Source organism: Vicingus serpentipes (assembly GCF_007993035.1).
GTDB classification, from domain to species: domain Bacteria; phylum Bacteroidota; class Bacteroidia; order Flavobacteriales_E; family Vicingaceae; genus Vicingus; species Vicingus serpentipes.
In genome coordinates this window covers 499,401-520,935 of sequence record NZ_VOOS01000002.1, presented here as the reverse complement: position 1 = coordinate 520,935, position 21,535 = coordinate 499,401, and the positions used below count along the sequence as shown (strand labels likewise).

At 28.8% G+C, this 21,535-nt stretch carries 15 protein-coding genes; 8 read left to right on the top strand and 7 right to left on the bottom strand.

The annotated features are described in order from the left end of the window. Window positions 1-22: 22 nt before the first annotated feature. Together FRY74_RS06295 and FRY74_RS06290 are read left to right on the top strand one after the other, a co-directional pair. Complete coding sequence (locus FRY74_RS06295; RefSeq protein WP_147099706.1) at window positions 23-820, top strand: hypothetical protein; 798 nt, start codon at window positions 23-25, stop codon at window positions 818-820. A 26-nt stretch (window positions 821-846) separates the two neighbouring features. Beyond that, on the top strand, window positions 847-1,242 hold the full coding sequence (locus tag FRY74_RS06290) for a hypothetical protein (protein ID WP_147099704.1): 396 nt from the start codon (window positions 847-849) through the stop codon (window positions 1,240-1,242). Between the two features lie 7 nt (window positions 1,243-1,249). Here the strand turns inward: FRY74_RS06290 and FRY74_RS12875 are convergent, their stop codons facing one another. Continuing rightward, complete coding sequence (locus tag FRY74_RS12875) at window positions 1,250-1,564, bottom strand: hypothetical protein (RefSeq protein WP_170227967.1); 315 nt, start codon at window positions 1,562-1,564, stop codon at window positions 1,250-1,252. A gap of 217 nt (window positions 1,565-1,781) precedes the next feature. Between FRY74_RS12875 and FRY74_RS06280 the strand changes: the two genes are divergently transcribed. The 5 genes from FRY74_RS06280 to FRY74_RS06260 are packed head-to-tail and all read left to right on the top strand — an operon-like array spanning window position 1,782 to window position 10,938. Further along, on the top strand, window positions 1,782-3,386 hold the full coding sequence (locus tag FRY74_RS06280) for a DNA cytosine methyltransferase (RefSeq protein WP_147099700.1): 1,605 nt from the start codon (window positions 1,782-1,784) through the stop codon (window positions 3,384-3,386). Window positions 3,387-3,399: 13 nt separating this feature from the next. After that, complete coding sequence (locus FRY74_RS06275; RefSeq protein ID WP_147099698.1) at window positions 3,400-4,917, top strand: ATP-binding protein; 1,518 nt, start codon at window positions 3,400-3,402, stop codon at window positions 4,915-4,917. Next, window positions 4,910-7,729 (top strand): Z1 domain-containing protein, encoded by a 2,820-nt coding sequence (locus FRY74_RS06270; protein ID WP_147099696.1) that lies wholly within the window; start codon window positions 4,910-4,912, stop codon window positions 7,727-7,729. The genes FRY74_RS06275 and FRY74_RS06270 overlap by 8 nt, the downstream gene beginning before the upstream one ends. A gap of 3 nt (window positions 7,730-7,732) precedes the next feature. Further along, the gene (locus FRY74_RS06265) at window positions 7,733-8,767 is read left to right on the top strand and encodes a PD-(D/E)XK motif protein (RefSeq protein WP_147099694.1); all 1,035 of its coding nucleotides are present in this window, start codon (window positions 7,733-7,735) and stop codon (window positions 8,765-8,767) included. Window positions 8,768-8,769: 2 nt separating this feature from the next. Then, entirely contained in the window at window positions 8,770-10,938 is a 2,169-nt protein-coding gene (locus tag FRY74_RS06260; RefSeq protein ID WP_147099692.1) for an AIPR family protein, read from the top strand. Window positions 10,939-10,988: 50 nt separating this feature from the next. Here the strand turns inward: FRY74_RS06260 and FRY74_RS06255 are convergent, their stop codons facing one another. The 6 genes from FRY74_RS06255 to FRY74_RS06230 all read right to left on the bottom strand — a co-directional run bounded on the left by FRY74_RS06255 (window position 10,989) and on the right by FRY74_RS06230 (window position 19,985). Next, the gene (locus FRY74_RS06255; protein WP_147099690.1) at window positions 10,989-13,253 is read right to left on the bottom strand and encodes a DUF2357 domain-containing protein; all 2,265 of its coding nucleotides are present in this window, start codon (window positions 13,251-13,253) and stop codon (window positions 10,989-10,991) included. Window positions 13,254-13,256: 3 nt separating this feature from the next. Beyond that, the gene (locus tag FRY74_RS06250; protein ID WP_147099688.1) at window positions 13,257-15,185 is read right to left on the bottom strand and encodes an McrB family protein; all 1,929 of its coding nucleotides are present in this window, start codon (window positions 15,183-15,185) and stop codon (window positions 13,257-13,259) included. 8 nt (window positions 15,186-15,193) lie between these two features. After that, window positions 15,194-15,838, bottom strand: coding sequence for a hypothetical protein (locus FRY74_RS06245; protein ID WP_147099686.1), 645 nt, complete (start codon window positions 15,836-15,838; stop codon window positions 15,194-15,196). A gap of 2 nt (window positions 15,839-15,840) precedes the next feature. Beyond that, window positions 15,841-17,358 carry a DNA cytosine methyltransferase gene (locus tag FRY74_RS06240; RefSeq protein WP_147099684.1) on the bottom strand — a complete coding sequence of 506 codons (1,518 nt, stop codon included), beginning with the start codon at window positions 17,356-17,358 and terminating at the stop codon, window positions 15,841-15,843. A gap of 1 nt (window position 17,359) precedes the next feature. Next, complete coding sequence (locus tag FRY74_RS06235) at window positions 17,360-18,568, bottom strand: DNA cytosine methyltransferase (RefSeq protein WP_223265836.1); 1,209 nt, start codon at window positions 18,566-18,568, stop codon at window positions 17,360-17,362. 139 nt (window positions 18,569-18,707) lie between these two features. Next, window positions 18,708-19,985 carry a DUF2130 domain-containing protein gene (locus tag FRY74_RS06230; RefSeq protein WP_147099680.1) on the bottom strand — a complete coding sequence of 426 codons (1,278 nt, stop codon included), beginning with the start codon at window positions 19,983-19,985 and terminating at the stop codon, window positions 18,708-18,710. Between the two features lie 667 nt (window positions 19,986-20,652). Between FRY74_RS06230 and FRY74_RS06225 the strand changes: the two genes are divergently transcribed. Continuing rightward, on the top strand, window positions 20,653-21,510 hold the full coding sequence (locus tag FRY74_RS06225) for a hypothetical protein (RefSeq protein ID WP_147099678.1): 858 nt from the start codon (window positions 20,653-20,655) through the stop codon (window positions 21,508-21,510). Window positions 21,511-21,535 lie beyond the last annotated feature (25 nt).

The following is a 21,535-nucleotide window of genomic DNA, read 5'->3' as shown; positions in this document are numbered from 1 at the left end:
CTAATTTCTAAATCCTTTAACTATGAAAAAGCTCCTTCTAATTGCCCTGTTATTTGTTATTAAATTCTCATATGCCGAAGAAATTGAATATGTTCTTGAGAATATACAAGTTTATCAATATGATTCTTTACAATTTGAAGATGAATGTGATTTAAAGTTAAGCGTTTCTGAATCTTCAGTAATTATTGAATCTGAAGATCATGAGGAAACTTTTGTTGTTTTATCTCAACCTGATATTAATGGATTTGTAAAAATGAGGTTATTAGGTAAAGATACTAGATGGGAGATGGCTATTACTCCATATTCTTCTTTTATAGAAAATTATAAAGAAAATTATGAAACATATTTAGTTGAAATTTATTCAGATGATTCTCTTGCAATTAATAATGTAATATATGCTTACAAGGCATTTAAGAAAAATATGAGATACGATAATTTCCCATCGCTTGCAGATTTAAAATTAAATGTATCAAATTACATTTTTGTAGATTACTATGGAAATCCAATGTCAGAAAGTGAACATAAAGATAAGGGAGTTTATGGTTTTTATAATAATGTAATTTTTTCACAAGATGAAAAATCAGTATCGCTTACTTTTGAGTTAAATGAGCATAAAAAGATTTTAAATGAAACTCATGAAAAATTTAACTATGAGGTGTTTTCTTATATGGAGTTTAAAAATAGAGAGAGTTGGTTGCTAATAAGAGAAGATGGAATTCAACTAATATTTAACCATTTTAAAGATGCCGATAACTATAGTTTAGTTATACCTGTAAAAGAAGAAAGTGAAGAGTTATTCGTGTATGTATTCGAAAAATAATGGTGTGAAATAATTATTTAAAACAAATGAAGCCATCAATTAAAGAGCTAGAATGTATTAGAATTGCTAAGAAATTTAAACCAAAGAGGAATAAACTCTTAACTTTTTTTAAGCATGAGAATATTGATGTATCTTCAATTAAAACCTTTTCTCAATTATGGAGGGATCATGGTTTAGGTTATGGCTTTTTTACCCTAAATGATAAAGCAGTAGAAGAAAAAATTAAATGTATTAATTTATGGGTACAAGTTTTATATACTGAGAGTATTGATGTTTGCGAATTGATTGATAAAATAAAAAAAGATAATATTAAAAGTAAGATTAAGTTTGAAAAAGATAATCCAGGTGGACATCAACTTATGCAAAACCCTATAGATTCACTAATATTAACTATCGATAACATGATTCAACCCTATACCTAGTATAAAATTATAATATGATTAAAAATAAAATTAAAGGTGCGTTGTTTGGACAAGCTAATGGAGATGCTTTAGGTCTTGGAGCTGAGTTTTTATACTTTTCACACATTCTTTTCCGTATTTTAAGTCTTAATTCTAATGCCGCTATTCGTTTTTTTAAATCTTCAATGTCATCACCAGATGACATTGAAGTTAATTGATTGTTTACCATTAGATTTAGAAGGTAGTTTACACTTAAACCTAATTGTGATGCAAAGTATTGTAAAGCCTCTTTAATCTCAGGCTTTACCCTTGCAGTAATAATTTCAGTTTTCGATTTTTTCATCTTTATAATTTTAAGATTTACAATATGTTTTAGCTCTACCTAAGAAATCCTCTCTTAAGGTTGTTAAACTTTCTTTTACCGATTTAGAATTTGGATTAACTTCATACTTTAATTCATGATGCAAAAGCTCCATTTGGTGTAATAATATGTCAATACTAGTTAATAATCATTGTTATTTTAATATTTTTTTTACATATTTAAATCTTAAAAATTCATATTGAAAGTTAAAGAAGCTATACCAATTATTGATTTATTTGCAGGGTCAGGAGGTTTAGGGGAGGGTTTTTCTTCTTTTTACTCTGGAAAAAATAGAGCGTTTGATATAAAACTTTCAATTGAAAAGGATGAAAATGCTCATAAAACTCTTCAGCTTAGGGCTTTTACAAGACAATTTTCAAATGGAGGAGTGCCAGAAGATTATTATGAAGTACTTCGTGAAAAAGATTTAATTAAGAGAGAAAAATTAATTTCAATTTTATTTGAAAGATATCCAAAACAAGCTGAAAAAGCCAAAAATGAAGCATGGTTGTGTGAATTAGGCAAAGCTGATTACCCAACTGATCTAATTGATAAACGAATAAAAGAAGGTTTAAATGGAAGTTCTGATTGGCTTTTAATTGGTGGGCCACCTTGTCAAGCATATTCGATGGCTGGAAGGTCACGAGTAGGAGGGATAAAAGAAGCAGATCATAGAGTGTTTTTATATAAAGAATACCTTAGAGTAATTGCGATTCATCATCCCTCTGTTTTCGTGATGGAAAATGTGAAAGGTCTTTTGTCTGCGAAAGTAAATGGGCAGATGATGTTTGATTGTATTTTAAATGATCTTCAGAACCCATCTTCAGTATTTAAAAAAACAAAATCTCCTAAATATAAAGTTTATTCTCTTTCTACAGAACCAAAGAATATTGATTCATTTGGTAATCCTGTATATAAAGATAGTCGAGACTTTTTAATTCGAACAGAGTTGTTTAATGTTCCACAGAAAAGGCATAGGGTTATTTTACTTGGAATACGAGAAGATATTCAAATAATTCCAAATATTTTAAAGAAGGGATCTAAAGAAATTAGTTTAAAAAGCATCATAAGTGATTTACCTCAATTAAGGAGCGGATTAGGACGATCAATTATTTCTTATAAAACGATTGATGGAAAGAAGAAAAGGGTTTATAAAAATGAAATAGATTCATATGAAAATTGGAAAAAAAATATTTCTGATTTTCAAACGGAAATTTATTCTTGGAAAGTATTTAAATCAAGTAAGAAATTGAGTTTAATTAAATTTTCTAATGAAGGTATTGGCTCTGAGTTTTTAAAATGTAAAACTCCTAACAATGATAATCCATTAAAAGATTGGTATAATGATGATAGATTGGGGGGAGTATGTAATCATCAAAGTAGGACACATATGTTGGAAGATCTTAAACGCTATTTTTTTGCTAGTACATATGCTGAAAAAAACAAGCGGTTTCCTAGATTAAAAGACTATGAAGAGCATAGTGTTGAACTTTTACCTGACCATATAAGTGCTAAAAGTGGAAAGTTCACAGATAGATTCCGTGTGCAAATGCCTGATTTAGCAGCTACTACAATTACAAGTCACATTTCAAAAGATGGACATTATTTTATTCATTATGACCCTCGGCAATGTAGAAGTCTAACAGTGAGAGAAGCAGCTCGAATTCAAACCTTTCCTGATAACTATTTGTTTTGTGGACCAAGAACAGCTCAATACCATCAAGTAGGAAATGCTGTACCACCATATTTAGCATTTCAAATAGCAGAAATAGTAAATAAAATATTTTTAAACAAAAAGAAATAATATAAAGTCTATAATGAGTGGAGATGTAATAAATATAGAACCAAGTCCTAGCAGTATGTTAGGATCTCTAAGGAGTATAGGGTATAATTTAAAAACAGCCTTAGCTGATATTATAGATAACAGTATTGCTGCTGGAGCAAGCAATATTGAAATAATAAATAATGATTTGAATAGTGGAGCAAATGAATTAGATTGGGTTGCAATAGTTGATGATGGTAAAGGAATGACAAGGGACGGAATTGCTGACGCATTTACTCTTGGTGGTAAAGGTGTAGATGCAATTCGATCAGAATCAGATTTAGGTAGATTTGGTTTAGGACTAAAGACTGCAAGTTTTTCTCAATGCAAAAGATTAACAGTTATATCTAAAACTGAATACACAGAACTTGCCTCTCTAATATTTGATATAGATTATATTGGAAAAAATGGTTGGAAAGTTTTTGATAGTATTAACCCAGAATCAATACTCGAAAAGATTAAGATTAGGTTAAAAGATCCTGATTTTTTTGAGAAGGAAGCTTGGACTATTGTTTTTTGGGAAAATTTGGATAAAATTGAAGTAAATAACTATTCTAATTATTATCGACAGATAGAGAAAGTAATAGAACATTTTTCGTTGGTATTCCACAAGTTTGATAGTATCATTAATATTTTTGTAAACAATACAGAAATTGAATTTTGGAACCCTTTTGAAGGAGCAACCTCGACTAGTCAAATTGAAATACCTTTTGATTCTTTCGGGAATAAATTTAAATTCAGAGGACATGTTCTTCGACATAGGAGTGAGTTTAAAAATGAAAGCCAGTACAATCTTCAATCTAAATTTGGTACATTTTTTCATAACCAAGGAATATTTGTATATAGAAATAAAAGATTGATATATCGAGGAGGATGGTTGGGATTGTTGAATCGAGAACATCATCATATTTTGGCTAGGGTTGAAATAGATTTATCTAATTCAAATGAATCTGACACTGCTTGGGATGTTAATATTAGTAAATCTTCGGTTAGGATACCAAAGTTTACAGAAAGCTTATTAAGTCCAGAGTGTAATTCTATTATTGCCCAAGCAAATGATACATTTAGATTTCATGGAGGAATAAAGAAACATAAAATCAGAAAAAAGATAGTTGAAAAGAAAATCGAGCCAATTTGGAATTTTGGATCAAAAGGGAGTAAGCTAGGAGTAAAAGATTACTATTCGATTAATAAAGATCATGCACTATACAAAGACCTTTTAGATTCTTTAGGTAGTTCTCAAAAAGAAAAATTTAATCATTTAATTGACTACTTAGAGAGTTATTTGCCTATTGACAATATTTTTGCTAGAAAATCAGCAGAAGAGGTTGAGCAACCATATCATGGGGATGACGAATTAAGAGAAAAATTTGATGAGTTGTTTCAAAAATTTGTCCAAGAATCTAAATTTGATGAAAAGCAGGCTTTTGAAGCATTAATTCACGTTGAGCCATTCAATAAACTTTCATTTGATAAAAAACAATTACAAAATTTAAATATTCAATATGACTAAAGAAGATAAAATACTTTTTGATGTAGTTTTCGCTTTCATAAAAGCAAAAGAAACTGCAGGAGAAGAAATTTCTAATACTTTAATTGGTGATGCGGTTAAACAGTTTGCTACAATGTTTCCAAATGCAGATGATGGGTTGATTAAAAATGAACTAGTAAGTCATTTTACGATTGGAATTGGGAAAAGTGATACATTATACAAATACAAAAGGCCATGGATTGCTAACTACAAGCAGAATCATCCAAACGATAGTGATTTTCCTTTTTGGACTGATTATAAAACTTATTTACAAAAAGATAAAAAGTATCCTGCTAAAGTGATTAATGAAATTGATAGCAGTACTGATGCTATTTTGGATGGAATGGCAAATCCAAATGAGGATATCGATTTTGAGAAAAAAGGAATGGTAATAGGTTATGTTCAATCTGGAAAAACAGGGAATTATGTGGGTTTGATAAATAAAGGATTAGATGTAGGTTATCGTTTTATAGTTGTTTTGGCTGGCTTACATAATAACCTAAGACAGCAAACTCAATTTAGAATTGATGAAGGAGTCTGTGGGTTTCAAAGAAATGAAGGAAAAGATGAAATAGTTGGAGTTGGGAAATTACCTTATCAATTTACCCCAAAGAATAGAAGACCACAGACTTTAACTACTTCAGCATCAGATGGCGATTTTAATTTAAAAGCGGCCGTTATGAATACAATTAATTTTGATGCTGATATTCCTTTAATAGCAGTTGTGAAAAAAAATGCAAGTGTATTAAGAAACTTGAATAAATGGATCGATGGAAAATTGACTATTAACAATGAACAAGTTTCTTCCAAATCTGTTTTAATTATTGATGATGAATGTGATCAAGCAAGTGTGAATACAAAATTTAAAATTGAGGATTTGGATAAACCAATTGAAGATGAAAATGGCATTACAGATCCTTCAAATACACCTTCAATGATCAATAAATTGATTAAAGAATTATTAAATAAATTTTCTCGTAGGGCCTATGTAGGCTATACAGCAACTCCTTACGCGAATGTTTTTATACCTATCGATAATGAACATTATCGTGATGTATTTCCTGAGGATTTTATTGTAAGACTAGATCAGCCGACAAATTATCTCGGACCAGAAAAATATTTTGCTAGTGAAAATGAAGAAGATGATCTACCTGGTATGTTATTGCTAGATAAAACTGAAGAGTTTGCTCAACATTTAAAAGAGTGTTATAAAACAGATATTACTAATATTGAGATACCAGAATCATTAAAATCTGCATTATATATTTTTATAGTTTCTGGAGCTATAAGGTTTTATAGAGGACAAGAAAGTGAGAATATGTCAATGTTAATTCATGCTTCTCACTTAACATTAATACAGAATCAGTTGGGGGTTGAGATAAGAGATTTATGGCAAATGATTTCAGATTCCATTAGGCAGAATGATGGTATAGTATGGAGTAATCTTGAATTAATATACAATGGTGATTATCAAAATGGTTTTGATTATGGAATGATGTCTCAACAAGATTTTACGGACTTTTATAAGTCAAATAATAGTTTTGTTGATGGTAATTTTAATTTACCAAGAGACTTTTCTGAACTAAAAGACGATGTTAGGAAATTTGCTTCAGCAGTAGAAGTAATAGTGGTTAACTCTTCTCAGCCAGATAGCTTAAACTATCATCTTTATCCAGAAGGTAGAAAAGTTATTGCAATAGGTGGTAATACAATGTCTAGAGGGTTGACTTTAGAAGGGCTTCATACTAGTTACTTTGTGAGGCATGCAAGAGCGTTTGATACTTTGATGCAAATGGGAAGGTGGTTTGGATATCGTTCCAACTATGCTGATTTATGTAGAATAATTACCACATCTGAAATAGCATTTGATTTTAGTGAAATATGTCAAGCTGATATCAAAATGAAACAAGATATTATAGCTATGATAAAAAGTAACTCATCTCCAAGAGATTTTCTAATTAATATAAGACAATCTAGTACTAGTATTAAGGTTACTTCTAAAATGGGTGCTGCTACTGAAAGAAGAATTACGTGGGCTGGCGGAGAAGAAATTACTACTAGAATTGATAGAAATCCTGAAATTGTGATTAACAATCATAAAGTTGTATTGGAATTAATTGAAAATTTAGAAACATCTTGTGAAGTTGAGAGAAATGATAATCGAGTAATTTATAAAAAAGTTCCTTTAACATTATTAGATGATCTCAAAGAGAAATATTCAATGATAGCTAATTCAGGTACAATGGATTTTGAAAAAATATTTGAGTTTTATCAAAAATTTAACTTTGATTTAGTAGATGTAGTAATTGTTGGAAGAAAATCAAGTGAAGGTTTAAATGATGTTAATTTCTTTTTTAGTGGAAAAGAGTTGGGCCTAGCTCAAAGAAATCCCCATGAAGATAGTGATTTAAATATGTTTAAAGTACCAAAAGGTAAATTAACCGATGCTAATTATCTCTCTTTATTTGTAAAAGAAGGTACCTATCTAGGAGATAGAGAAAAAAAGCAACCAAGTAGGGTTTGTCAAGATTTAATCAGACCAATTATAACATTTGTAGCATTGAATCCAAAACATTTTTATTTAAAAAGAAAAGTAAAAAAAGGCGATCCAGTATTAAAAGAAAATACTTACCTAGAACAAATTGATATTCTTGGAGATTTTGAGACTAACGACTTCAATTATATTCCTTTTGGTGTTTCTGTCGCAACACCAACAAATAATAATGCAGGAAGAAATTTAAAAGATGAAGATGTTTATATAAATATTACAGTTCAAAATAACATAAACAATTAGATAATGGATTACAATAAAGTTTTTGAAGATTTAATTGCCTTACCAAGTAATGGAAGTAAATACCTAACTAGGCAAGTAGAGTTTGATAAAAGCTCAACTTGCAAATATAAAATAAAACTTGCTGTTGATAAAGATGATGATAATCGTAAATGCGTTGTTTTACAATTAACTAATGGTGGAAAAAATGCTGATAGGATAATTAATAATATAAATACTTTAAATAGCTTTAAAGTTGATGTTTATCCTGCTAATATAGATGAAATTCCGGATGTGAATTACATTATAAAACTAAAGCAAGAAACTGAGGATGGAATTTTCACAAAATTCGTGGATGATTTGGTTTCAGTAGTTCGTTCTTCTTCAAATGAATTAATTGTATTAGACGTTTTGAAAAGAGTAAAAGCTTGGATGAACTTTTTTAAAGGTAAGTCAGGAGGGTTACTAACTGAAAATAGTCAACTCGGTTTGTTTGCAGAGCTTTGTGCACTTAGATCTTTATTAAAATTAAACAAATCATTTTTACTGCAAGTATTAGAAGGTTGGGTTGGTCCTAATAATCAAAATCAAGATTTTATTTATCCAGATGGATCAGGAATTGAAGTGAAATGCACTTCGAAAAACAACAATAAAGAAATTTCGATTACAAATGAATTGCAATTAGACAATAATGGCCTAAAAAAATTATTTTTAGCTGTTTATCATGTAAAAAGGTATAAACTTCGTCCAGGAGCAGTATTTGAATCATTACCAAATATTGTTGATGAGATAAAAGAGTTAATTATGAAAAATCTTGAAGCGAAATTAGAATTTGAAGGACTATTAATTAAAGTTGGATATTTAGAAGAATTTGAAGCTGAGTATTTAAATTATGGTTTTCAATTATTAGAAGGTCCTGAATTTTATAATGTTGATGATAAATTTCCTAGAATAGTTAGAAGTAGTAATTTATCAGATGGTATTTCAAAAGTAAGTTATACTCTTAATTTACAAGATCAATCTGTGTTGAAGGAGGATATATATAAATCTATAAAATTTTAATTATGAGTTTTAATGAAACCTTAAAATCTTTAATTGAAGAAAAGTTCGTTCAAGATCCTAATTTAAATGCAGAATCTGCATTCTGCGAAATCATAGCGGATTATTTAGAAGATTCATCGTTAATTAATGAATTTACTCATTCACCATATTTTAAAGAAGAAAGCACTGGTCAAAATCTAAAAATTGATGGGTTTTGTATTAATGAAAATGAAACTGTTCTTTCAATGTTTATTGCTAGTTATAATAATTTAGATGTCGATGGAAAATTAAATTTAAAAGAGGTTGAATTATTTTTCAAACAATTGTATAGGGTTCTAAATTATGTCATTAGAGTTAATAATACTGATGTTCCAAAAGCACATGTTTTATCTTCACTGAATAAAGATTATCAAGCTGTGTTTAAAAATAATATAGTTAAGATTGATTTTTATTTGTTTACAAATAATACTGCTGTAAATAAAAAAGAAGTAGATAAATCAAAAATACTTTCTAAAGCTGATATGGATTCAGCCATAGATTATAATTTTAGAATATATGATATCAAAGAGGTAGAGAGGTTACATAAAAGTAACCAGAAACTAGATATTGATGTTGAAGAATATTATGATAAACCAATAAATGTTTTAAAACCTGATATTGGAAATTCTAGTTATGGCACTGCTATCGCTATTTTTCCAGGTAAATTTCTTTATAATATTTATAGTGATTTTGGGGGGAGGTTATTGGAAAGTAATGTAAGATCATTTCTGTCAACAAGAGTAAAAGTAAATAAAGGTATAAAGGATACTTTGATAAATGGCCCAGAGATGTTTTTGGCCTATAATAATGGTCTTTGTGTTACTGTTTCAGAAATTGTATTAAATGAAGATAATTCTGTAAAAACTTTCAAGAATTTTCAGATTGTAAATGGTGGACAGACCACATCTTCAATATTTTTTGCTACACAAGATGCAAAGAAGACTAAGCTAAATGTTGATTTAGAAAGGGTTAATGTTATGGCAAAAATTACTGAAATTAGGAGAAATATTGACTCAGTTAAAATTCAATCTACTATAGCTAAAAATAGTAATCTACAAAACGCTGTCAAACAGTCTGATTTATCTAGTAACGAAGAATACTTAATAAATTTACATACTTGTTCTAAAAAATTCAGAAACCCAACTTCAAATAATTATTATTATTTCGAACGAACTAGGGGACAGTATCAACTTGAGAAAAATTTAAGTAAAAACGAGAAACATTTTTTAAATCTGTTTCCAAATAATCAAAAATTAGAAAAATCTGATTTGTCAATTCTATTTTATTGTGCTTTAAGTAACAAAATAGAGCCATTTATCTCTGTTCGAAGTGCCGAAAAAAGATATAACTTAATAAGAGATCATTTTGATTCTGAAAATAAGAAAATAAGTGAAGAGTATTTTGTTAATATAATAGGTTCTTTCATCTTTTATAAGCTATTACAATCAAAATACGGAGCTGGTAAAAATGCTATAGGTCGAATAAGAAAAAATGTTATTGCATATTCTATTTCTTTAATTCAAGAATACCTTTTGAAGTCAAATAATAGTGTTGATTTTCAAGCTATATGGAGTAATGATGGTTTGGATATTCCAGAAACGAAGATAAAAGAATTTTTAATTTATATTAATCAATTATTACTTCAAAATCTAGATGATGGAAGGCTAGATGAAGCATGTAAGAAGGAAGAATCTTGGAATAAAATTTTAAAGAAAATAGATTGGAGTAAATTAGATACGTTGATTGATTTATTGCCAATTTGTGAAGTAAAAAAATTTAAAAAGAGCTCTTCATCAGAATTTAACTTAGATAGTAAATATGAATTAATGGTAGATGAAATTAATAAGGTGATTTATTCTCCAGAAAGATATGGTATACTTGATAAAAGAATTCAAACTGAAATAGAAACATATATGGGAGATGGAATGTCTTTATATAGTAGAAGTCATAGAAGATTAATGAAAGATCATTTTAGACCAAGTTCTAAATTAACAGATTATAACCCTAAAACATATAAATTGTATTTAGATGAATGTAGAAATAAAAATGGTGAAATAATTAAAAAGAAATTCTCAGACCTTAAAATATACCTAGATAATCTTTATCGAGTTTTTAATGCAATATTACAAGATGAATTGCTTGAGTTGGAATAAAATCACAAAATTATAAATATTTTTTATCGAGTTTGAGATTCCAATTTAAATTATTTATTTTTTAGCAAAATTTCTTTACTCATTAATTCTGTAATAGAAATGGTCTTAGGTTTATAATTAGAATTTTTCATAGTTGAGATATTCCATTCTTTATTAATGAATTCCTTACTTACTGGTTCTAAATTATAGACTAAATACATTGGTTGAGAAGGTTTGTTGGGATAGGCTAAAGTTTCGCTTAGTTCTGTTCCTGAATAAAATTTTGGGCCTTTATTTTTTGAAACTCTATATAATTTATCTGTCTTATTTGTATCGTTATAAAGTAAAATATAACTAACACCAATGTCTCTAGTAGTCAGAGGGTGTTTGTCACCATACCTAACGTTATAAAGACATTTTGTTTCTATCCATTTTAAATGTTCATTGTTTTTGTAATAACCTACCAATACAAAAGTTTCATCAGGTATTAATTTTTCATTATTAATATATTCAGGTATTGGTTCTCTTATCTCGTTTGGCTTGGGATTACTATGGATTTGGTATGTTTTTGCTGCAATATTTTCTCTCTGCGAAGCTCTATTAATAAAGTGTTCAATAATTTCTAAAATGAAAGCCTTAAGTTCCCCAATACCACTATCATTTTTAGATGGACGAACAGGGAACGCACCTAATCCTGGTATAATCTCGTGAAACCCTTTTCGGTTTAGTGATTTATCTCCTGGGTATAAAATGTAGGCACCACCAGTTCTTCTAATGGCATCTTTATAAGCATGCATTTTTATTAAATCAGCATTTTTATAAATTCCTTTCTTGTTTTCAGTTTTTTCTTCATCTAAATCTTTTGCAGTATTCTGCTCTATAAAATCAGTTAGATTGGCTATTTTATATTTTGCATCAAAATGAACATGCACTATTAACTCTTGTCTTTCAGCTTCTTTTTCGGAAATTCCAAAAGGCCAAAAAGACAGCGTGTAATCAGGTCTTAAAGTTGTAGTCCAACTGCCGGAATCAGGATATTTTTTCTTGCCACTAAATGATCGATTATAGTTAAATTGAATGTTCAATTTTCTAGTGTCTGTTTCAAACACACCTTTCAATGCAGTAAACTTTCCTTGTTTAATTTGAAGGTTTAGACCATCTTTTGAAGGTTTAATTAGTTCAGAAACATCTTTAGGGTCTATTGCGAAGAGTTCTTGAAATAAGTCTAATAATTTAAAGAAGAGCCAATATTCATAAAGTGTAGCAATGTCCTTTTTCCCAGCTCCATATACATCCTCGCCTCCTTGCCAAATTAATTTTGCAGCCAACTCAAACATTAACCATGTTCTTAAAACCTCTCTATAACCTTCTTTTCGCTGGAGGATAGGGCTATTAAGTTTTAAAGTCGTTGGTCTAGAAACATTTTTAAAAACAGAATGGTGTAATTGAGACTCTAACTCTCTGATTAATATTTTTGATTCGGAATCAAGTTTTGAATCTTTAGGAGCAGCTTTATTGATATCGGAACAAAACTTTAAGAATGTTTCTAAAGCATGTTTAATAAAACGATTTTCTGGTGTATCAACTGAATCTGTTTTACGAACACTAGTAATTCTTTCAGGAAGTGTTTTTAAACCATAACTTTCTAAATAATGACCGCTAGGCAAAATCGTTCTTTTCCCACCTTTAACTAACTCTTTTACGTTGTTATTAGAAAACCTTCTTACACTTCTAATATCTTTTTCTTCATGTATGTCAGTCCATTTGGTTACTGGTGCTGTCACTATTCTATGAACAGCATCCTTAAACTCTGCCGAATTAATTATGGATTTAATGAAGGCAAATTTTTGATAGAGCGTTTGACTATCTTTTGAATAGTCAACATCAAAATGATGAGAAACTGGTGAATTAGACTGTAAAAGTAAATCAGTACATTTCTCCGTGATGAGTTCAAGCATGTCTCTGTAATCATCTCGATAGCCAGATTTAACGGATTGAACTTCTAAATCAATTGATTTGCACTTTTCTAAATTCTCCTTTTTCAGTAAAGGAATCTCTAATGTTCCAACGAATATATTTGGTGAGATTGTACCTATGTTGGATTTACGTTTATGCTGTTGAATTATATTCTCACCAATATCACCAAGCATAAATTGATTGTCACTTATCTCATAGTCATAATAACAACCCTCAATTAACTGAAAGCGAGCTTCATTATTTTCAATAGCTGTTTCAATTCCATCAAATAAGGTTCCGTCCCTTTTGGAGCTGATCCAAAGTGTCAAGTCTTCTTGAACAGAATCTAAATTTATTGCTATTTCAGATAATTCTTTCATCAACTAGGCCTCAGCATAACTTGCGAATCCATTATCTATTGCCCCCTTGTACATTCTTGCAATTTTTTCTAAAGACAGAGGGTATAGTACTTTATCATTTGAGTAATCAAAATCAACTTTATCGAAAACATCTTTAATCACCTTTAAGTCCTCTGTTAAGCAAAAACTACCTAAAGTCTCTAAAATAGGAGATAGCTTTCTTCTTGAACCGTGTAGCTTTGGTAATAATTTTTGCATGATAGCAATATCTATCTTTTCAGAAGTCTTAATCGTATTGTCGAGAGCATCTAATTGATTAATCAATCTCAGAATTTCAGTAGCACTTCTATATCCAAACTCAGAACCACTTTTTTGTAATTCACCAAAGAAGTTCATGAGTGCTTTATTGATTTCATCCCTATCTTCAGTAGTGAATGATTTATTACTTGAAAGTGCAATAAAATTCTGGGCCATATTGGATCCTTTACCAAGCAATGCAGCCATATTTAGATCATTAGTTGAGGCTAAAAAGGTCATCATTTCATCATCATTTATGCGAAACTCAATAGTATTTGCTCTATCTAAAACCTTTGGACTAAACATATTGGTGGTTTCATCAATATTTACAGTGCCGATTACAAATAAATTTTCAGGAACCTCTAGATTTCCTGAAATCAATTTACCTTCATTGTCAAATCGGTTTGAACCCGAATATAAAGGAATACCCCGCTCATCTTTAGATTCCATTACACTCAGAAAATCGGCAAAGTATCTTTCCACATGACTCAAATTCATTTCGTCTAATATTAGGAAATGTGGAAGTTCAGGATTGGAATTTGCTTGTATTATTAAGTCTATAACACCGCTATCAGGCTTTACATACTCTTCGGGTTTTAATGCATTTGGATAGCCAAGTAACGGTTCTCGATTAGTCCAGTCTGCACCTACTGGGATAATGCGATATTGGCTTTCTTCTTGACATATCCATTGCACATATGCTTGGGCTAACTTAGTTTTTCCTGAACCTGAAAGCCCTGTTAATATTATAAATGGTTTTGTTAAAAGGGAACTGACAAATCGAGTTATAAGTTTGTCTGTGTAGACTAAGCCTGCATTTTTACAAGCATTTTGAAAACTAGATATATCAAACTCAACTTGATCTATTTTGATCTTACCATGAATTTTATCTGAGAAGAAATAGTTTCCATTTTCTTCATAAATTGAATATTTAGGATAATATTTTTCAATTAATATTTTAAAATTGTCAAGATCTAATCTACTATCTTTACCACTTGTCCATTCTGTTGAAAGGTAGAAGTTCTTGTCTTTCCAAAAGAAAATTACATCTTCAAAAAATCTTGGCTTACCATCATTAAATGTTAACTCTTCCTTTGATAATTCATTCTCAGAAGTTTTGAAAATTGATGTCAAACTAACTTCATTAGTCTTAATAGAAGTATAAATTGGATCGGAATTGACCTTAAAGAAAGGTTTAATACTATTTAAATTATCTAATTCATTTAGATAGGTTAAAACTTGAAAGACAAAACGACCTGTATACTTTTCTTTAACATATACTTCAGGATCAATCTGAATTTCATCTGAAGGATCATTTTTACTTACTAAATGATCAAATAACTTAGAACAAATGAAATCAGATTCTTCTTTATCAATTTCAATTATAATTCCTTCTTCATCAATAGTGTAAGCAATTGATTTTTCAATTTCAAATACTTTTTTTAGCTTAATTTCTTCTTCTGTTTTATCAATTACTTTAAGCTGGAAATAAACTTTGTCATCAATAGAAACTAATAAAAAGTCATCTTCCGATATGGTGGAGTCAGATAAAGATGATTCACTTGTGGAAAGTGTAAAGTCAAATTCTTCTCCTGCTAGGGCTCTTGAAAAGGTGTCAACTAAATTGCTTATTGAAATTATATAATGTTTTGCCATATTGATGATTATAGGTTAAACTCGTAGGATTGCCATACAACAACCTTTTTTAAAATTTTATTTGTTATAGAATTTGAAAGCTCAAGGTATTCGTTGCTTTTCAAATCGTTTAAAATGTCTTGACCATTAAAAGAAATAGAGTAGAAGTCCGTTTCATCAGGAGAATCAGATCTTTTTTTTGCAGATTCTATAAATTGAATCACAAATAAACCAGAACGGCCATTATAGCTGACTTCATCCTGATATCTATTGGCAGACATTAATAGGTCTAAACGGTCTGGATTTAAAACTTCAAAACCTCTACTATTTTTTTGAAAAATGATTGAATTCTCCTTGGTATTTAAATTAATGAAAAACTCAGTTTTTATACCATCATCTTGTCTTTCAAAAACTATTTCATCACCAGCATTAACATTATTATTTCGGTAAAAATCACCTAGGCCATTGATTCGAAATTCTCTACCAGATGTAATATGTACACTATCTAATATGCCACCGTTCTTTAAATTTATAAATGTTGGGTGTTGATTTGCAGGATCAAAAATATTCCCAATATTTTCAACTTTTTTAGAAACCAACACGTAGCTTTCATGAGTACCTCCTTTGCCAATTTCAGTATTGTTTAGTGACTTTATGAATTGTTGAATTTTCATAGTTATTTAATATAATTTTTAAGAACCTTAGCAATTCCTCTAGCCATTACCGGAGGAACGGCATTTCCTATTTGCATATATGTTTTAAGGTATGCCCCCAAAAAAACATAGTCATCAGAAAAAGATTGTATTCTAGCGGCTTCTCTTGGAGTAATACTTCTTACTTGGCGTGGGTGAATATGTGAATGACAATCCATTTTTAGATGTGCTGTTATTGTTCTTGAAGGTTTGTCCTCTATCAGTTTAAAATATTTATCCTTAAAAATATGATTACGGTGTTTGTATGGCATAACATGCTTTATTTTTTCGCTTGTCCCATCTTCGCCTTGTTCCAGAGTCTCGTAGATTTCATAATTAATATCATTCGTGTATCTGGCTTTGTGATTAAAAACATATTCTATTTTCCGACCTTCATTGATTAGCTTCAGATAGGAGTTTTCATTACCTTGGAATTGATTTACATCAACCTTTTTCCCAGTAATTTCATCATCAATATCTGTCATGTTTTTAACTCTAGGTGCTTCTAAGGGCTTTATATGTGCAAGTGCATCTTTTAAAACATGTCGTTTTACATTTTCAGAGGATTTATCTATTTCATTAATAATTTGCTGTGGGGTAATATTGTTCGATTTTGAAATATCATTTCTTACAGCAATAAAAATGAGGCGTTGTCTTTTTTGTGCTACACCAAAATTATCCGATACCATTACTTTATATGCCACATCATAGGATAAAGTTTTTCCATTTTTTTTTAAAGAAATATTATGATAATCTTCAACAACTTGATCCGCATAAGGTAGCATCCCTCTTACGTTTTCCATTACAACAAATTTTGGGGCTATTTTTGTTATCCCTATGATGAAGTATTTATATAGCTCATTCCTAGGATCATCTATAACCCTTTGTTGATTGGCAGAACTAAATCCTTGGCATGGAGGGCCTCCAACAACAACATCAATTTCTTTGTCAATATAATTTTCAATATGGTTCACTATTTCCCTTATATCTCCATGTATAACCCTGTTTTCTGGTACTTCAGGATGATTGTATTTGAAAGTTTCAATGCAGACAGCTTCATAATCATTTGCTAGGTCTATATGGAAACCCTCTTGTCGAAAGCCTAAACTAAGTCCTCCTGCTCCGCAAAAGAAATCTATAATTCGTGGATCGCTACTTTTATCTGCTTTTTTTTGAGCTTGTTTGCGTTTTAATGGATCTAATTTATCAAGAGTATTACCAAGTTTTTTTAGATTATTTCGTTGGAAATGTAAAGCTGAAACAAAGTCATTAAAAACATCCTTTTTTAATGTTTTTTTAAGAAGGATAATATGTTCAGGCTTACTAATTATATTTAGCTTTAGTAGTTTATGAATAATAAAATCATCTATACAAGTATTTAAATCTAATTGTAAATGATGTTTTTCAGAAAAAGCTTTAGTAATTTTTAAAAATAGCTCAATTTTTTCAATAAAGAATTTCTTTGATTTTAAATCAGTTATTTCAGTAATAGGTGTATACATATTAAATATCTTCTAATACCTGTTTTATGCTTTTTGCAATAGCTTCAGCCATCATTGGAGGGACTGCGTTACCTATTTGCTTGTATTGTTGTGTTCTAGAACCTTCAAATACAAAATCGTCAGGGAAAGATTGAAGTCTAGCAGCTTCTCTAGCAGTTAAAGTCCTTTCTTGTGTGTGGTCAGGGTGTATAAATTGATTACCATCTTTATATAAATGAGCAATAATAGTTCTTGCAGGTTTATCCCAAAATTGAACAACATAACTATTATTGAATACACGTTGTTTATTATGATTAAGTGATGGTTTTTTTTCAAGTAACTCCGCAAATGTCCATTTGTTTTTACTCATTATTTTATAACGCATCTTATCAGAAAGGTTATGAGTTCTTGCTACATGATCTCGAATCTCACAATCATTAAAGTTTCTTATTTTAGAAAGATATTCATTATTTGATTTTACTTCATGTTTTAATATTGGTTTTCCTTCACCGGGTTTTATTTTTGGAAGGTCCGATATAGCATCTTTAACAGTTACAAAATCTTTTAGATTAGTTTCATTATTAGTTTTACTATCAGGATTAGTGTGAGTTTTGATTATGCCTTTATAGATTATAGAAGGTTTTATTTTAAGGTCCTTTCGTGTTCCAATTAAAATAACTCTTTTTCTAATTTGCGGAACACCATAATCACATGAATTTAAAACCATTTGATCAATATCTTTTAATAAATTGTATTTCTTCCCAAGTTCTTTTAATATAATATTGATTATTGGTTTACCATTTATTTTAGCACTTAATAATCCTGTAACATTTTCAAATACAAATACTTTGGGTTGAAATCGATTAAGTACTTTAATATAGCTTTCAAATAAAAAGTTTCTAGGGTCATCTGCCATTCCATTTTCATCTTTTGCTCTACCTAGACTAGAAAAACTTTGACAAGGAGGACCACCAATAATGACATCAACAGTTTTATTTTTTACATGAGATTCAATTTTGGAAATGATATCCTCAGACGTTATGTCTTCTTCTAAAACATTTACATCATTATCATTATATCCATAATATTTCATTCTGGTTTTTAAAGTTTTACAAGCATGATGATCAATTTCAACATGAGTCAAACTTTTAAAACCTTGTTTGTAAAATCCTTCACTTAAACCTCCACATCCAGCAAAAAGATCAATGAATTTCAATTTATTGTTGTTCAATTTTAAGTCTTTTATTTTAAGATTTTAAAGTTAATTATTCAATTTGATTATGATGGTTAAAAAATCTTTTTTTCATTAAATCAAATAACAATAGGCTTTTCAATTTTATTAATACAGTTCGATGTTACTTTTGAAAAATTTAATTTGCCTTATTTGAGAGTCCATCAAACTTTTCTTTCATTGTTGGATTACCGTGAGTTAGTTTTTTTATTGTTAAATCATCAGCTTTATTATTAGCCAACCTAAGGTTGTTTTCAGAAGAGAGTAAAGCATCTTTTGTTTTTTGGAGATGAGTAATTGTTTTATCAATCTCATCAATTGCAGTTTTAAATTTACGGCTCGCTAAATCATAATTGTACGCAAATCCTTTTCTGAAAGCATCAATCTTTTCTTCAAAGTTGGTAATATCGACGTTTTGGTTTCTCATTAAATTTAATTCTTGCTTATATTTCAATGAATTCATAGCAGCATTTCTAAGAAGAGTTATAATAGGGATAAAAAATTGAGGTCGTACTACATACATCTTATTGTATTTGTGTGAAACATCAACAATTCCTGTATTATAGAATTCATTTTCAGATTCTAAAAGTGATACTAAAACCGCATATTCACAATTCTTGTTATTTCTGTCTTTATCTAATTTTGCAAAAAAGTCTTCATTTTTCTTTTTTGAAGAAGTTTCATCATTTTCATTCTTCATTTCAAACATAATTGAAATAATTTCATTTCCTTCATCATCAGTTTCTTTGTAGATAAAGTCACCTTTAGTTCCAGCTCTTGAATCATTATCTTTTTCAAAGTACGCATTTTGAAATGCGGTGGGACGTAATTTATTAAATTCAATTTCACAATGTTGTTCAAGGGTTTCTCCGACCATTTTAGTTGAAAGCTTTTGCTTAAAATCTTTTAAACGAGAAATTTCTTCATCTTTTAATTTTATTGATTCGTCTTTCGCATTAAGTTTATTATTGAATTGTTCTTTTATAGATTTTTCAAGTAATTCTTTTTCTGTATCTTTTATTTTCAATTCATTTGCTAAATTGTCACGTTCTTTTTCAATTAATTTTATTGCCTCAGATACATCTAATTTTTTTTGAAGTTCAGAACTTTCTATTTTAGCTTTCATTTCAGCTATTTCGGTTTCTTTTTTGTATAACTTTTCTGAAAGTTCTTTCTCATTTTGAGATTTAAGCTCAGCAATTACTTTGTCTTTATTATTAATTTTTTCTTGGAATGAATTTCTAAGGTCTGCTTCAGCAAGTTTTATAGCATCTGTTTTATCTTTTTCAGCTAAAAGCATTCTTTCTTTTAATTCTTCTTCAAATTTATGGTCGCGAACTTGTTTTAAAATATCTGCAAATCCAGCTTCATCGACTTTAAAGACTTTTTTACAGTTAGGGCAAATGATATCGTTCATAGTTATGCTTATTAAAATATATTTAACAATTAACGTAATAATTTTTTAATTACATCAATGAATAAATTTTTTTTAATTCTAATATAGTATATTATTAGATATTACTTTTAGATCAACTGAAGTTGCGTATAGAGTTTATTTAACTCAGAAACATATAGTGAATGTTCTAAAATATAAAGTTCTGGTAAAGTATTTATTAAACTTAATTGCCTAGAATACTTTACGAATTAAAAATACATTATATAAAATAGGAAAGTATCGTTATAAAAAAAAATTATATTAAAATGAAATCTAAAGAAGAATTAATAGCCTTACTGTCGATAAATATGCTAATCTTTTAAAACATTTTAATAATATTTATGTTTTAGATAGATATTTAAATGAAAAAGAAGTGAATTTGATTTAGTTGGCTTATTTATGGAGTAATGAGTTTGTTTTCTTAACTGAATATGGGTATGAATTATCTGAAGTTGTAAAAGATGTTAAATGTGATGATTTTGAAATTACAAGTTAGGATATAGATAATCCAGGTGGAATAAATTTAGGGCTTACTTACGAATACTATAATTTTGATTTAATTATCGAAATTCTTGAATTTGATAATTCATAGTAACCTTCTTTAATATGTTTTATTTATTTTTAAAAAGTAATTCTAATCATATTAATATTGAAAACTGTAAAATCAATAGTAAAGTATACAGCTAAACCTGAAGATTTATATTTTAAAAATGAAAATAATGAGATAGAGTTTTTATATAAGGTAAAACTTTTATATTCATTAATGAAAATTTTAGGTGTAAGAAGGCTTTTTTCAAAAGATGATATAAGATTGTTTTTAATCAGATTATATGAGGTATGTGGAACTAATGAAATTCTTGAAGATCATTTTTATGATAACCATATTGTCTTTCGATTTATAAATGATGGTATATCTGATTATTTTGAAATCAATGATTTAATTAAATGCTTAGGTATAGAAGTATCTCTTCAATTTGCAAATAGAAAAAATGAATTGTATTTTGAAGAGTACTTGAGTTACATTAATCAGTTAGAGGATGCTAATTTAGCATATAAAAAAATGCATTCTGATAATGATTTTAAAAAGAATTCAATTCTTTTTGCTGACTCTATAATTAATGAAATTGCATCAGTAGAATTTGATAAATTACATATTAGGGTAAAAGACAAACTTTTAATATTTGAAGAAATGATTAAAGCTTACCCCAAGAAAAAATATACTATCAAATATAAATTCAAACATTCAAAAAGGAAAGATATAATGTCGGGGTTAAGATCATCTGGAGTTAAATCTAATGAAGATATTGAATTATTACTCGAGTTGATTTGTTTATGGGAAAATGGTTATGTTGAATACAATAGAGAAAAAGATAAATATTTTGTAAATAGTATTTGTGATTTTGATTATTCTAAATATAGAAGATTTTTAAAAATAAAAAATGGAGAGGTTAATCTTTATAGAATTTTCAATAAATATCAATTCGAACAATATATTTGGCCCTATTGAAATATTGATAAACAATTAAAGGAGA

Bases quoted from the DNA above. Each gene is read 5' to 3' on its own strand.
- FRY74_RS06270 (WP_147099696.1), top strand. From the start codon at position 4,910: ATGACTAAAGAAGATAAAATACTTTTTGATGTAGTTTTCGCTTTCATA.
- FRY74_RS06255 (WP_147099690.1), bottom strand. From the start codon at position 13,253: ATGAAAGAATTATCTGAAATAGCAATAAATTTAGATTCTGTTCAAGAA.
- FRY74_RS06230 (WP_147099680.1), bottom strand. From the start codon at position 19,985: ATGAACGATATCATTTGCCCTAACTGTAAAAAAGTCTTTAAAGTCGAT.
- FRY74_RS06260 (WP_147099692.1), top strand. From the start codon at position 8,770: ATGAGTTTTAATGAAACCTTAAAATCTTTAATTGAAGAAAAGTTCGTT.
- FRY74_RS06295 (WP_147099706.1), top strand. From the start codon at position 23: ATGAAAAAGCTCCTTCTAATTGCCCTGTTATTTGTTATTAAATTCTCA.
- FRY74_RS06290 (WP_147099704.1), top strand. From the start codon at position 847: ATGAAGCCATCAATTAAAGAGCTAGAATGTATTAGAATTGCTAAGAAA.
- FRY74_RS12875 (WP_170227967.1), bottom strand. From the start codon at position 1,564: ATGAAAAAATCGAAAACTGAAATTATTACTGCAAGGGTAAAGCCTGAG.
- FRY74_RS06240 (WP_147099684.1), bottom strand. From the start codon at position 17,358: ATGTATACACCTATTACTGAAATAACTGATTTAAAATCAAAGAAATTC.
- FRY74_RS06245 (WP_147099686.1), bottom strand. From the start codon at position 15,838: ATGAAAATTCAACAATTCATAAAGTCACTAAACAATACTGAAATTGGC.
- FRY74_RS06250 (WP_147099688.1), bottom strand. From the start codon at position 15,185: ATGGCAAAACATTATATAATTTCAATAAGCAATTTAGTTGACACCTTT.
- FRY74_RS06275 (WP_147099698.1), top strand. From the start codon at position 3,400: ATGAGTGGAGATGTAATAAATATAGAACCAAGTCCTAGCAGTATGTTA.
- FRY74_RS06265 (WP_147099694.1), top strand. From the start codon at position 7,733: ATGGATTACAATAAAGTTTTTGAAGATTTAATTGCCTTACCAAGTAAT.